At 45.3% G+C, this 12,894-nt stretch carries 14 protein-coding genes and 3 tRNA genes; 3 read left to right on the top strand and 14 right to left on the bottom strand.

The features are described from left to right. From BM099_RS19075 to BM099_RS19085, 3 genes are all read left to right on the top strand, one after another. A partial coding sequence (locus BM099_RS19075) for a 4Fe-4S dicluster domain-containing protein (protein WP_177201237.1) occupies window positions 1-384 on the top strand: 384 nt, incomplete at its 5' end. 191 nt (window positions 385-575) lie between these two features. After that, on the top strand, window positions 576-914 hold the full coding sequence (locus tag BM099_RS19080) for an MGMT family protein (RefSeq protein ID WP_090730684.1): 339 nt from the start codon (window positions 576-578) through the stop codon (window positions 912-914). Between the two features lie 79 nt (window positions 915-993). Continuing rightward, window positions 994-2,133, top strand: a complete 1,140-nt coding sequence (locus tag BM099_RS19085) for a GGDEF domain-containing protein (RefSeq protein ID WP_090730685.1) — start codon at window positions 994-996, stop codon at window positions 2,131-2,133. On the opposite strand, the gene BM099_RS19090 is transcribed toward BM099_RS19085, so the two are convergent. From BM099_RS19090 to BM099_RS19155, 14 genes are all read right to left on the bottom strand, one after another. Beyond that, window positions 2,123-2,671, bottom strand: a complete 549-nt coding sequence (locus BM099_RS19090; protein WP_090730687.1) for a hemerythrin domain-containing protein — start codon at window positions 2,669-2,671, stop codon at window positions 2,123-2,125. The genes BM099_RS19085 and BM099_RS19090 overlap by 11 nt on opposite strands. Before the next feature lie 290 nt (window positions 2,672-2,961). Then, window positions 2,962-3,558: an HAD family hydrolase gene (locus BM099_RS19095; RefSeq protein ID WP_090730689.1), complete on the bottom strand. Its 597-nt coding sequence runs from the start codon at window positions 3,556-3,558 to the stop codon at window positions 2,962-2,964. Beyond that, the gene (locus tag BM099_RS19100) at window positions 3,559-4,371 is read right to left on the bottom strand and encodes an AlbA family DNA-binding domain-containing protein (protein ID WP_232348833.1); all 813 of its coding nucleotides are present in this window, start codon (window positions 4,369-4,371) and stop codon (window positions 3,559-3,561) included. A gap of 11 nt (window positions 4,372-4,382) precedes the next feature. Then, on the bottom strand, window positions 4,383-4,769 hold the full coding sequence (locus tag BM099_RS19105) for a hypothetical protein (RefSeq protein ID WP_090730691.1): 387 nt from the start codon (window positions 4,767-4,769) through the stop codon (window positions 4,383-4,385). 76 nt (window positions 4,770-4,845) lie between these two features. Continuing rightward, entirely contained in the window at window positions 4,846-7,509 is a 2,664-nt protein-coding gene (gene pepN / locus BM099_RS19110) for an aminopeptidase N (protein WP_090730693.1), read from the bottom strand. 13 nt (window positions 7,510-7,522) lie between these two features. Next, the gene (locus BM099_RS19115) at window positions 7,523-8,353 is read right to left on the bottom strand and encodes a DUF2797 domain-containing protein (protein WP_090730695.1); all 831 of its coding nucleotides are present in this window, start codon (window positions 8,351-8,353) and stop codon (window positions 7,523-7,525) included. A gap of 12 nt (window positions 8,354-8,365) precedes the next feature. Continuing rightward, on the bottom strand, window positions 8,366-8,632 hold the full coding sequence (locus tag BM099_RS19120; protein ID WP_090730697.1) for a YeaC family protein: 267 nt from the start codon (window positions 8,630-8,632) through the stop codon (window positions 8,366-8,368). An 83-nt stretch (window positions 8,633-8,715) separates the two neighbouring features. Continuing rightward, the gene (locus BM099_RS19125) at window positions 8,716-9,564 is read right to left on the bottom strand and encodes a rhomboid family intramembrane serine protease (RefSeq protein WP_090730699.1); all 849 of its coding nucleotides are present in this window, start codon (window positions 9,562-9,564) and stop codon (window positions 8,716-8,718) included. A 21-nt stretch (window positions 9,565-9,585) separates the two neighbouring features. Then, a complete protein-coding gene (locus tag BM099_RS19130) occupies window positions 9,586-10,563 on the bottom strand; it encodes a metallophosphoesterase (protein ID WP_244889961.1) in 978 nt (325 codons plus the stop codon). A 1-nt stretch (window position 10,564) separates the two neighbouring features. After that, a complete protein-coding gene (locus tag BM099_RS19135; protein ID WP_090730703.1) occupies window positions 10,565-11,446 on the bottom strand; it encodes an NAD(+) kinase in 882 nt (293 codons plus the stop codon). Between the two features lie 79 nt (window positions 11,447-11,525). Continuing rightward, a complete protein-coding gene (locus BM099_RS19140; RefSeq protein ID WP_177201238.1) occupies window positions 11,526-12,434 on the bottom strand; it encodes a 1-aminocyclopropane-1-carboxylate deaminase/D-cysteine desulfhydrase in 909 nt (302 codons plus the stop codon). Between the two features lie 140 nt (window positions 12,435-12,574). Then, window positions 12,575-12,650, bottom strand: a tRNA-Val gene (locus tag BM099_RS19145). 55 nt (window positions 12,651-12,705) lie between these two features. Next, a tRNA-Asp gene (locus BM099_RS19150) sits at window positions 12,706-12,782 on the bottom strand. A 27-nt stretch (window positions 12,783-12,809) separates the two neighbouring features. Then, a tRNA-Val gene (locus BM099_RS19155) sits at window positions 12,810-12,885 on the bottom strand. Between the last annotated feature and the right edge of the window lie 9 nt (window positions 12,886-12,894).

Here is a 12,894-nt window from a genome sequence, read left to right on the forward strand (position 1 = left end):
CATGAAGACTATGCACAGATGCGTCCGGCGACAGAGTTCACACCGATCGACTATCCAAAACCGGATAACGTCTTAAGTTTTGATAAACTGACCTCGGTGTTTCTCTCCAACACCAATCATGAAGAGAACCAGCCGTGCCACCTGGTGCTCAAAGACAGCAGCGTGCCGCTGAGCAAGAATCTGCCTTTATATGCAGAACCGGCGCAGCGTTACTGCCCTGCCGGCGTGTATGAAATCGTTGAGAGTGAAGCCGGCGAAGCAAGCTTCCAGATCAACTCACAGAACTGCGTTCACTGTAAAACCTGCGATATTAAAGATCCGGCTCAGAATATTACCTGGGTAACGCCAGAAGGCGGCGGCGGGCCTAACTATCCTAATATGTAGCAGACCTAATATGTAACATGCCTAGTATCTAGTGCTTTTATAGATCAGCTTCATATGCTAAAGCCCGGTTTTCCGGGCTTTTTATTTCCCATATTATATGGTCAGCGGTTGAAGCCTGGCGCATAACAACCCAGATTGGGGTTGCCTCTCACATTATAGGATCCAAAAATGCGATCAAAAGCGCAATATACATGCCTGTAACAGAGAACCCTGCCATCCATCAAGCCGTCACTTATGATGAAGCGATTTGGAACGCCGTTGGATACATTCCTCATGGAAAAGTCGCGACTTATGGCCAGATTGCCGAACTTGCCGGTTTTCCCAGAACAGCCAGAGCCGTAGGCCGCGCCTTATCAAAGCTTCCTGAAGACACTCTTATTCCATGGTTCAGAGTGATTAACGCTAAAGGCGAAATATCATTTCCTATCGGCAGTGACAAATATAAAACTCAAAAACAACTCTTGCTCGATGAGCAGATTGTGTTCAGAAACGGAAAAATAAACTTAAAATCATATCGCTGGGAATTATAAGCCTACATTTACAAACTAATGCTTCAGCAATGGGTGTGGGTGTCGATAATAAGTAGATATGATTCATTAAGTACGGATTATGCATAAAAAAGAACTGGAATCCGAGAACATAGAACTCAAACGTGCTCTGCGCTTAACCGCTAAGAAAATAGAGCACAATGAAATAATTCTCAATCGTTTTTTTGATGTTGAGCTACGCTTGCTCGCCTGCCATAAACTCTCAGATCTGCTAGACCTGTTACTAAACCACTTTAAAGAAATTTTTCGTCTCTCGGCCGTATCGATCATTCTTTTTGATCCGGAGCAGATAGCTCTGGATCTACTCGAAGATATCCCAGACAAGAATCGCAGCCAAATAAGACTAGAGCCCGACCAGAGGCTGTTACGACAGCTTTACCCTGATTTAGTACTGCAAGCAGGTGAAGTTGACTTAAGCACCCGTAAAACCATTTTTCCCGATAATCCCTACATCCTCAGTGTTGCTATGATGCCCTTGATTCGCCAGAATTGTTTAATTGGCAGTTTGCATCTGGGGGCACAGGATATCCATCGCTATACCGTCGACTACCGTTACGACTACCTCGCTCACCTCTCCTCAATCATCTCAGTCTGTATCGAAAATTGTATCAATCATGAGAATTTACACCGCCTCAGCATTATCGACATGCTAACCAGTACGCATAATCGACGTGCATTTGATATCGAGATAGTTAAAGAGATCACGCGAGCCCACCGAAACCGTGAACCGTTGAGTTGCTTATTTATCGACTTGGATCATTTCAAAAAAGTGAATGACACCTACGGACATCAAACAGGAGACAGAGTACTCAGAACAGTCGGACGTCTACTAAAACAGCTTCTACGCAAAACCGATCTGGTAGCCCGTTTTGGTGGTGAAGAATTTGCAATCCTGCTACCTGGCTGTGCCGAACAACAAGCCTCAGTCGTTGCCGAAAACCTACGGGAAAAAATAGCTGCCCAAATATTCCGCAGCATAACCGGTGAACCCTTTCGTATTACTACTTCACTCGGTTACTCAACATACGATGCAGAACAGACCGAATGCGACACAGACCTTAAAATGCAAGCAAGCACACTACTCAGCTTATCTGATGCGGCACTTTACGAAGCCAAACGATTGGGAAGGAATCGTATATGTTATGAGGCATTTACCGCAAGCAGTGCAAATGCCCCTGATAGCCATTTAGTTACGAATTAATATCTCTCATCAGCTCTGCATATAAAGATTTGTACTCTTCGGTACGCTTTTCACCAAAAAGTGGATCTGCTTCTACAGGGAGTTGTTTCTCTACCTTTTTCCAGTCCGCGTTGGTTGCTGTTTCATTCATCAGAGAAAATACTTTGGCCTCTTCAAAGTCTAAATGGGCTTTTTCGTTTGAAACAAAGGTCTCCAGCTTTGCAATGAAATCATCCATAGGAACGACTGCATCATGCAGCACACCATCAATTGTTTCGAGCAGGGCGTGCGCATAACCCTTCAGATTGACATGCGCATCTTCACATTCTTTCATCACAGCATCTAATTGATCGTTTTTACCATGAAAGTAAGCAAAAAGCTTATCTTCTCTCGGATGATGATAGCCTTCTGCATAGGTGGCAATATAGTTAATAACATCAGCCATTAAACTAATATTTGGCTGACTTCCTTCTTTTAGCTTAAGAATCTTTTTATCCAGTATCTCAAGTAGTTTTCTGAGATTAACATGATCCTGATGTAACTCTGATACAACTGTCATATCATTACCTCCTTATTAATACTTTCACTATAACCCAAGCCTAAAAATTAATTTTGACAGAAATCAATAATTCAAGTGGGGCACCCTATACTAAAAGAATATAAGTAATTAAAGGGTAAAGGTATTATTCATTTAGCTATAACTCATCAATTAAAAAAATCCTTTATAAACATACAGATCAGTAATTCGCAGATAAGTTCAAACAGGCAAAGCCCCTGGCGTAGAGCAGAACCAAGAGTAAAATCAAAAGTACCGTTAAAAGCAGACACAGCAATAAAGCTAAAGCAGAGTTATAAGAGCTCAGACAATTCGGATAAGGAATTAAAACGATAATCAGTTAATGCTGGCCATTGCAGCTCATCATTATCACTGACATGAATCGTTCGACAGCCCGCAGCGCGCCCCGCCAGCAGGTCATATTTATAATCCCCGACCATCATTACATCGTCAGCAGAAACGCCCCACTGTGAAATAAGTGCTTGTATTCCATGTGGCTCGGGCTTTGGAAGCGCCTCATCCCGGCCGATAATACATTCATCTGAAAAGTGTGATGACAACTGTAAAACAGACAACGATAATTGCGCAAATACTTTGGTGTTGCGGGTAACAATGCCTAACCGGCACTGCTTACGCGTCAATAACTTAATTAATGAGTCAACGCCTTCAGCAGACTTTGTCTGCAATGCATAAAAGTGCTCTAACTGATCAAGACGTTCTGATTTTTGACGCCGCTGCATATCAGGCAACGAAGCCAAATGTAATAAAATATCCTCATCAGGTGCGATATCCAGTTCTCTTCGAATATAGGCAAAGTCATGCACCGGCTGGGTTAGCGTCCCATCCAGATCAAAAATCCAATACTCACAACGCTTCAGAAATTGAAGCATTTAGTTTTCCTCAAGGGTCAAAACAGAACAATGCTGAAGCAACAGATCTACCTTATCTTCCAGACGCTGGATCGCAACCTGACGCTGCTCAAAGCTCGCATCATCAATCAAAAAACGTTCTAGTTTCTCAAGGCTATCCTGACTATCTTTGAGTGTTTGCAGTAAGTTTCTGGAGCGTTTCTTTGTACTATCCGTAATCCGTGCTAAACGCCCCAATGTGCGCTGCAGCTGACTGTCAAGGTCATGTATATGTTGGGCGACGGCCAACATATCACTACTTAATGAATGATTGATACTGCCCACTTGCGATTCAAGCTGAGAGACGGCGGTTCTGAAACGAGACAAAAACTTATCGCCTTCACTATCCATAAAGATCAACAATAGCTCTTCTGGATAAAGTGCCCGGTTGCGGCCCTCCGCTCTGATCGAATATTCGCCACGCGGAGAACAATAGGGCTTAAGGTGTCCTGAAGGCACCTCAATCCTCATGATGGGCTTCGCTTTCAAATTTTCGATATAAATCTGAACAGCGACGTTAGGATAGCAATCCGTTGCTTTATTGATAATCATCAAACGTGCATTATCATCCACCTCACAGCCCACAACCTTACCACGCTGCAGGCCGTCAGCAGTGGTATATTCATCGACACCGATAAGCAAGGTTCCACCGTGAGGGGCGTTCGCCAACGCGACAATATCGCTACTTTTAACGCCACTGACGTCACGTTTAAAATCGACATTATCCGTTTCTGTAGATGCCAGCATCTGACTCGTACGCTGAGTCAAACGCTGATATTCCCGCTTGAACGCCATATGCTTACAATTTACTTATAGAGTCTGTCATTAAAAGGATCGAGTGGCGTTTCCATCATTTGATCATCCCGGTAATACAATATGCGCCCTTCAAACTTTAGCCCTTTACCTGCAAACCAGCGCTCGGTGTCTTCTCTACCCTCTTCTGCCGCACCAACTTTCATTGAAGCCATTAAAATCCGGTAGAAATACAAACCAAACAAAGCAGCCGAAGCCCCCATAAAAAAGTCCGATGCCAAAGCAAATAGCAATGCAATCACGCCCGCTACCCATACCCGGCTTGCACGAGCTTCTTTAGCGATTTCATTGGCTATCTCATATTGATCTTGAAACTTGAGATAGCGTCGAAAATTTTGCTGCAAATTAAATTTATCTTCAGATGAAAGCTTCCGATCCATCAGCACACCTATACATTAAATATTATTGTTTATGAAAATCATCTGTTATGACAAACAGATCATCTGATTAGTTCTATCATGCCAGACTTTTACTCACAACCTCGAAAACATCTCGCGATAACTCTCCGCTATCCATAATGCGCTGCAACTGAGCCTTCATCATCTCCTGACGCTCGGTGTTATAACGCTTCCAGCGCGTTAAGGGAGTGACTAAGCGAGAGGCTATCTGCGGGTTCAGATTATTCAATGTAATCACCTGATCGGCAAGAAACATATATCCGCTAGCATCGAGGGCATGAAAATTCACCGGATTGAGCGCACTGAAGCCTGCGATTAAACTGCGAACTTTATTCGGATTACGCATATTAAAAGCATCATGCTGCATTAACGCTTTGACCTGAGATAAGGTGCCTGCTTGCGGGTTAGACGCCTGTACCGATAGCCATTGATTGACCACCAGCGGCTCATGAGACCAACGCAGATAAAACTGCTCAAGAATAACTTCCGCTGCTTTTTGATATCCGGAATGAACGACAATGTTCAGCGCTGCCTGACTATCCGTCATATTGTTCGCTTCATGGAACTGAGCCAGCGCCAACTCCAGATGTTCCTGCTTTTCGGTCGCTAACAAGTAGCCCAGACAGACATTGCGTAATGCTCTTCGAGCGATACTGGCGGCATCAGGGGAGTATGTATCATCACAGGTACATGCCTGGTAGGTTGAAAGCAGCTGCGTTTCAAGTTGTACGGCTAATTGATGACGCACAAAATTACGCACATGATGGATAGCATCAACATCTATCTCTTCAGCCAGCTCGCTCAGATAAGCCTCAGATGGCAGCGTCAGCACTTTTGCCACCATGGCTTTATCTAAAGATTCATCCGCTAAAACGACTTTAAAAGCTTCAGCTAACTGCTTGTCGAGTATCAGTTTTTTATCATTTCGATAATCTTTGATGAGTGATTGCAGAATATCCACGCCCAGCTTTTGTGCAGCCTCCCATCGATTGAAGCCATCACTGTCGTGACTCATCAGAAACGTCAGGTTTTCACGCGTGTAAGGATAATTCAACTTTACCGGTGCGGAAAAACCGCGCAACAAAGAAGGCACTGGTCGCTCGGCAATACCGCTAAACTCAAATGTCTGCCGGGTTTCGTGCAGCTCTAATATCTGTGTTGTTACCTGCGTCGTTACCTGAGTCGTTATCTGTGCTTCGCCATCAGACAAGAGCAGGTCTTCTCCCTGACTATCCAGCAAGCCAATAGCAACAGGAATATGGAAAGGCGCTTTTGTGTCCTGTCCCGGCGTTGCAGGACATGACTGAGAAATCGTCAGGCGATAGGTTTGTGAGGCCGCATCAAACTCATCAGACACAGCCAATACCGGTGTACCCGCCTGGTTGTACCAATTTCTGAAGTGCGTAAGGTCACGCCCCGAGGCATCCTCCATCGCCTTAACAAAGTCTTCAGTAGTGACGGCCTGACCATCATGACGCGAGAAGTATAAGTCACTGCCTTTACGGAAAGCCTCAGCACCTAAAAGCGTATGAATCATGCGCACAACTTCTGCGCCTTTTTCATAAATAGTCATGGTGTAAAAATTTGAAATTTCGATAAATGAGGCCGGTAAAATCGGATGCGCCATCGGGCCGGCATCCTCAGCAAACTGAGCGGTACGCAGCAAAGCAACGTTCTCTACACGCTTCACTGTTCGTGAGTTCATATCTGCCGAGAACTCGGCATCACGAAACACGGTGAAGCCTTCTTTGAGGCTCAGTTGGAACCAGTCACGGCAGGTTACCCGGTTACCCGACCAGTTATGAAAATATTCATGAGCCACCACCCCTTCGACACGCTGAAAACCTGCATCCGTGGTCGTTTCAGGACTGGCTAATACACACGAGGTATTAAAAACATTAAGCCCTTTGTTTTCCATGGCCCCCATATTGAAAAAGTCGACGGCGACAATCATATAGATATCCAAGTCGTATTCACGACCATACACTTGCTCGTCCCAACGCATCGCATTAATCAAGGATTGCATGGCATAGTCAAGCTTATCCAAATCCTTATCAGCTGCATATATACGTAAGGCGACGTCACGTCCACCTGAGGTTGTATACTGATCTTCGATCATTTTCAGATCACCGGCAACCAGCGCGAAAAGGTAGGCGGGCTTAGGGTGCGGGTCTTCCCAGGTGATCCAATGACGACCATTATCAGCATCCCCTGTGGCAACAGGGTTACCGTTAGATAGCATCACTGGATAGGCGCTTTTATCGGCCTCTATCGTCGTTGAAAAAACCGACATAACATCAGGACGATCAAGATAGAAAGTAATGCGACGGAAGCCTTCTGCTTCACACTGGGTGCAATAGAACCCCTCTGAACGGTACAAGCCTTCAAGGGCTGTGTTTTGATCAGGATGAATCTCAACCTGCGTTTCTAAAACAAAGGCATCAGGCACGGTAAAGATCTGTAAACCTTCGTCAAGACGCTGGTAATCGCTTTCATTAAGCAGCTGCTCATTCAGCGTAATCCGGTACAGCTGCAGCGCTTTATCACCGTGAAGCTCAAGCCCTTGTGGTTTTTGCTGGCAATCAGGGTTACGACGCATCGTCAATTTAGCGTTAACAATAGTACGCTCTGATTCAAGCTCAAAGCGTAACTCCGTCTGGTCTATCAAAAAAGAAGGCACCTGGTAGTCTTTCAGGTAGATTACTTCCGGTTGTTCTGTCATGAAAAATTAACCCCTATTCTGAACTCAGTTCTATCTGATAAGACGTATATTTACGCATATTAATCACCCCGGTATCTAAGATCAGATACTGCCCCTTAATCCCCAGCAATACACCTTCCACATCCGGTGTTTTATCAAGATTATGCGTGACGACTTTGCTTGGATACTGAATGACGGGATATTCAATCATCAGCGTTTGGCTATCTTTTATCGGCTGAATCGCCTGTATGCCGTGAATATCCTGTAATGCAGTAATATCATCGAAACAGCGCTGCAGCATCTCATCACGTGTGTTTGCCAGATCCAGCAGCTCAACCTGCCCTTTGAGCATGGCTCTCCAGTTAGTTCGATCGGACAAGTACTCGCCATAAATCCGCTCAACCAGACCCGACTGCAAACGCGTTTGAACATTAAACACAGGCAATGCCTGTATGGCTCCCTGGTCAATCCAGCGGGTGGGTACTTGCGTAGCACGCGTGATGCCGACCTTGACGCCAGAAGAGTTAGCCAGATAAACAACATGGGGGACAAAGCAATGCTGCTCGCCCCACTCTGAGTCTCTGCAGGTACCTTCGCTATAGTGGCACTTTTCAGGGCTCATAATACAAACATCACACTGCGGTAAACGCTTAAAACATGGGTAACAAAAACCCTGACTAAAACTTTTTTTAGTTTTTTTTCCGCAGTGCAGACAATTAATCTCTCCCAGCGAACGTATGCGAATCTTCTTTTCCAGCAAGGAATTGACTACAAGGTTGCTCTCGCCTAACTGAAGTGAGTATACGACACGCTCAGCTAACTCCGTGTGCATTTTACTTAATGCACCAACGCCTAATATTTGCATTTAACCATCTTATTAATGAGTATTTATAATTTTCAATACTTCGGGTTCCAGGGGATCAGCGCCATGCTGAGCACCATCTTTTCTGGTGCGATCGATATAACCAGTGCGCTGATTTTGCGGAAGATGCTTTTCATCATACGCAATAACAGCACGCATACAGGTATCACGCTGCTCAACTGATAGTTTTTGACCGCTAGGCCACTTACCTAATTCGATCGCAAGTTTAAGCGATTGATGAATTTGTGGTGTCATATTTTCAATAAGTTCTTCATATTTCATAGTAACCTCCTTACAAAAGGGTTCTCTCTTTAACGACCCAAAGCTTGAAACCCTAATCTCCCGAGCCCCAAAGCTTTAAAGCTTCAAAGGCTCGCTTCACGCTTAAAAATCATACGCACTAACGGAACCGCCAGTAACCCGGCAATTAATCCGGCAAGGTGCGCCGTATTGGCAATAGCGCCAAAGCCAACCGCCTCTAATAAACCGGTATAACCAAGAATCAGCCAGAAAACCATAAAGATCATTAGCGCAGGAGGAAATCCAAAAAAAGGAATCCTCGCCTGCTTATCCCATAGCCATGTATAGGCGAGTACCGCATAAACCACACCGGACATACCGCCAAACATCGGCCCTGAAATCCAGAATTGTGCAATATTTGATACGACAGACGCCCACAGAATCACCACGAAAAAAACCGATCCGCCCTGCAGTTGCTCAATTCGCCGCCCTATCACCCACACCCATAAAGAGTTAAAAAGAATATGCGGCATATTAAAATGCATGAAAATAGGTGTGACAAATCGCCACAACTCAAAGGATCGAATCGACTCAAACAGGTGGGTATAGATCAGCTTCTGGCCATCGATACGAAAATCAGTAATGGTCAACCAACGCATCAGGTCATTCTGACTGCCAAAGCCAATGGCAAAGGTAATCACCGCACTGATAATGATTAAACTGATTGTCCACGGAAAATCTAAAGGATTCATACGCTGATGAAGCGGTCTTTGCACCTTTATATCCGTCAGGTTCGCACCCTTGCGCCATTGCTCATAAATGAATGCCACACGCTCCGCATTAACATGGCGCGGCACCCAAAGCGCTTGCGTCTCTTCGTCCTCAATAATTCGATGAGGTATCTCATGCTGCCAGAGAAATTCTGCAAACTCTTTTAAATCAATACTTAATGATACTTCGAAAATTTTAATCATATTTTATTCTATACGGCCAGATTACTGCGGCCTTGTTATTTCCGCCCGGACATCAACCCAAACAAATTTATCCGCACGTAACTTAGTTTCATAATCGTAGCGATACGCGACCAGCTTTCCATATTTAACAGCGGAGTAATCAAGACAGGCTATATTGTCACTAACAGGCCTGGGCTCGCCTTCACACCAGTAATGTCCGATAAAAAGCGGCTTTTCTGTTTCAGCATAATGCACGAGGTCTCTGCGATTGTCTTCGGATAACGGCGTTCTGGCAATATGCTCAGGTAAAGGATCAGGCTGAAATGCCACATCAATAAAAAACTGAGGCTGCACCGCCCAAAACTTAGTCCTGAAGAAACGTCGTTTAAAGCCATCACGACTAACCATGACCTCATCATTTGGCAACTTAAGATGCGTACCTCTTAATAAACGATCCATCAGCACCCATTCAAAGGTATCGGGAATAGCCGAACGATAGAGGAAATCATCATTGATCTGGTTCCCGCCGAGCATCTCTTTAAACTCATCAATTAACGCCTGATGCCAACAAGCATGCACGACCCGAAAGTCTTCCATTTCAAGAAACAGCGGCATCTCCTTCATCCATTGCAAAAAGTCACGCTTATCCTGCGGATATGGATCCAGTTGCTGTAAAGTTTCCTGAAGTATGCGCCGATGGCGTTGCGTGTGCTCTCTCAGATAGGGTTGCGTGTCAGGTGTACGACTGGGGGTACAATAGCAAAGCAGGTTATATTCATGGTTACCCATGACAATCTGCGCATGCCCGGCATCGACCATGTCACGCACAATATGTAATGCCTCGCGGATATGCGGTCCACGATCTACGATGTCACCTAAAAAAATAACCTGGCGGCGCGGATGAAAGTATGTGCCGTTCTTTTTGCTATATCCCAGACGCGCCAACAACATCCTTAAGCTAAGACCACAGCCATGGATGTCCCCTATCAGATCAAAACCTTCGAAACGTCTGACCTCCACGTTATCTCCCCAACTTCGTACCCCAACCCAGTTTCTCTCGGCAGGTACGGTAAAAGTCATAATTCAAAGGATGTAGCAATTTAAGCTTATGCGGTTTTTTATGAATAGTAATAACATCACCCGGCGCCAGGTTAATATTAATCTGGCCATCGCAAGATACGGTTGGGTAGGTTTCATTATCTTCACTAATAACCAACTTTAACTCGCTGTTACCATCCACAACAATAGGACGGCTGGACAGTGTATGAGGAAACATCGGCACAAGCACAATCGCATCCAGCTTAGGATGCATAATCGGCCCCCCTCCCGACAACGCGTACGCGGTCGATCCGGTCGGTGTAGAAACAATCAGACCATCGGATTTCTGAGTATAAACAAACTGGCCTTCGATATAGAGCTCAAATTGAATCATTCGTGTCGCTTTACCCGGATGCAGAACACAATCATTCAACGCGGTGCCTTCACCGATAGGCTCACCTCCACGCTTAACAATCATATCCAGCAGAAAGCGACTTTCTACCGTATATTTCCCCTCAAGCACCTCAGATACTTTCTCTTCAATTTCATTCGGCGAGATATCGGTCAAGAATCCTAAATTTCCACGGTTCACGCCTAATACCGGCACATGACATTGTGCCAAAGCGCGAGCGGCCCCCAGTAAGCTACCGTCCCCTCCGACCACAATCACCAGATCGCAGATCTCACCCATTATTTTTTGCTTACAGATCTGCTGACCATGTCCGGGCATCATTTCTGCATTACGCTCATCAAGGATAGTATTCAAACCCCTATCATGAAGAAAACGCATCAATTGTTTCAGTGTATCGATAACCTGCTTACTACCCAGCCGACCGATTAAACCAATGTTGCGAAAGTGATCCATCTCGTTACCTTTTTTCTCTTTATGATCAGGTCGTATTATGAGTTACATGATTACCGGCTTAGTAAAAGTTTTCAAGCACTTACATAAGTGATCTGCGTCCCTGTAATCCACCTGTGTGTATAAGCGCCAGGGTAGAACCTGGCGGATAAGCATTCTGCTGTACCTTTTCCACAAATCTACGCAGCAATTTAGAGGTATAGACCGGATCCAACAGCATGTTACATTCCTCTTCAAGCATTAACCACTTAGCGCGATGCTCCGCATTTATTTTTGCATACCCACCATAGTGGGCCTCTTTATCCAGATTCCACGAACAGCGAACATCAGCGCCTGCAGACTCGAGTAGCGCCTGAATATCCGCATAGAGAAACTCTGCGCCTTTTAACACAGGGTAACCCTCGACCTTAACCTTTTCAGGTGCAGTACTCACCAGGCCCGCCAGCGTGCCGCCTGTACCACAGGCACAAAGCAGATAATCAAGGGATGGAATCTGCTCGCAAATATCAGGCATCAGCTCAGAAACACCCTGTACCGCCCATGTATTAGAACCTCCCTCAGGGATTATAAAACCAGGACCAATCTCACGCTGCAACGCCGCTAACCAGGAGGCCGAATGGCGCTGTCGATAACTGGTCCGATCAACAAAATGCAGCTGCATACCCCACTTACGGGCATCAGCCAGCGTGGCGTTGTCGACCTTTTCTCCACGAATAACACCGATCGATTCGATTCCAAAAGCCTTAGCTGAGTAGGCAAGGGCATGAATATGGTTTGAGTAAGCACCACCAAAACTAATAATCCGCGTAGCACCTTGACGCCGGGCAGCTCTGAGATTGTATTTGAGCTTATACCATTTATTGCCACTGATTTGAGAGTGAGTCAGATCAGTCCTGATCATGAACACCTTCAACTGCTTTTCTGCGAAAATTGGCAAGATTAACGGCTGGATGACGAGCGGAGATTGAGAATCAAAAATATCAGTCGTCACATATGCTCCCATGTAAGATGCAGCGTTGCTGTCGATTTCAACAGATATTAGCGAAAATTAGGACTCAAAAAAATGAGCAGGCTGTGATTTGACTAAAAAAGGAAATTATATAGTAGAAGGAGAATCAACTGCGAGGATTATGGTGGGCGTGGAGAGGTTCGAACTCCCGACATTCGCCTTGTAAGGGCGACGCTCTCCCAACTGAGCTACACGCCCATAATACAATGGCTGTATTTTTATACTAATAAAATCAGCACCTTGATTTAATTAGTGGCGGAATGGACGGGACTCGAACCCGCGACCCCCTGCGTGACAGGCAGGTATTCTAACCAACTGAACTACCACTCCGCATCTTTACATCATATAGCTACATTATGGTGGGCGTGGAGAGGTTCGAACTCCCGACATTCGCCTTGTAAGGGCGACGCTCTCCCAACTGAGCTACACGCCCATAATGCAT

Origin of the sequence: Neptunomonas qingdaonensis (assembly GCF_900113275.1) — a bacterium.
Lineage (GTDB): Bacteria > Pseudomonadota > Gammaproteobacteria > Pseudomonadales > Balneatricaceae > Neptunomonas > Neptunomonas qingdaonensis.

What these genes read in the sequence shown, in the direction of transcription:
- BM099_RS19080 (WP_090730684.1), top strand. Translation starts at nt 576, where the DNA reads ATGCCTGTAACAGAGAACCCTGCCATCCATCAAGCCGTCACTTATGAT.
- BM099_RS19085 (WP_090730685.1), top strand. Translation starts at nt 994, where the DNA reads ATGCATAAAAAAGAACTGGAATCCGAGAACATAGAACTCAAACGTGCT.
- BM099_RS19090 (WP_090730687.1), bottom strand. Translation starts at nt 2,671, where the DNA reads ATGACAGTTGTATCAGAGTTACATCAGGATCATGTTAATCTCAGAAAA.
- BM099_RS19095 (WP_090730689.1), bottom strand. Translation starts at nt 3,558, where the DNA reads ATGCTTCAATTTCTGAAGCGTTGTGAGTATTGGATTTTTGATCTGGAT.
- BM099_RS19100 (WP_232348833.1), bottom strand. Translation starts at nt 4,371, where the DNA reads ATGGCGTTCAAGCGGGAATATCAGCGTTTGACTCAGCGTACGAGTCAG.
- BM099_RS19105 (WP_090730691.1), bottom strand. Translation starts at nt 4,769, where the DNA reads ATGGATCGGAAGCTTTCATCTGAAGATAAATTTAATTTGCAGCAAAAT.
- pepN (WP_090730693.1), bottom strand. Translation starts at nt 7,509, where the DNA reads ATGACAGAACAACCGGAAGTAATCTACCTGAAAGACTACCAGGTGCCT.
- BM099_RS19115 (WP_090730695.1), bottom strand. Translation starts at nt 8,353, where the DNA reads ATGCAAATATTAGGCGTTGGTGCATTAAGTAAAATGCACACGGAGTTA.
- BM099_RS19120 (WP_090730697.1), bottom strand. Translation starts at nt 8,632, where the DNA reads ATGAAATATGAAGAACTTATTGAAAATATGACACCACAAATTCATCAA.
- BM099_RS19125 (WP_090730699.1), bottom strand. Translation starts at nt 9,564, where the DNA reads ATGATTAAAATTTTCGAAGTATCATTAAGTATTGATTTAAAAGAGTTT.
- BM099_RS19135 (WP_090730703.1), bottom strand. Translation starts at nt 11,446, where the DNA reads ATGGATCACTTTCGCAACATTGGTTTAATCGGTCGGCTGGGTAGTAAG.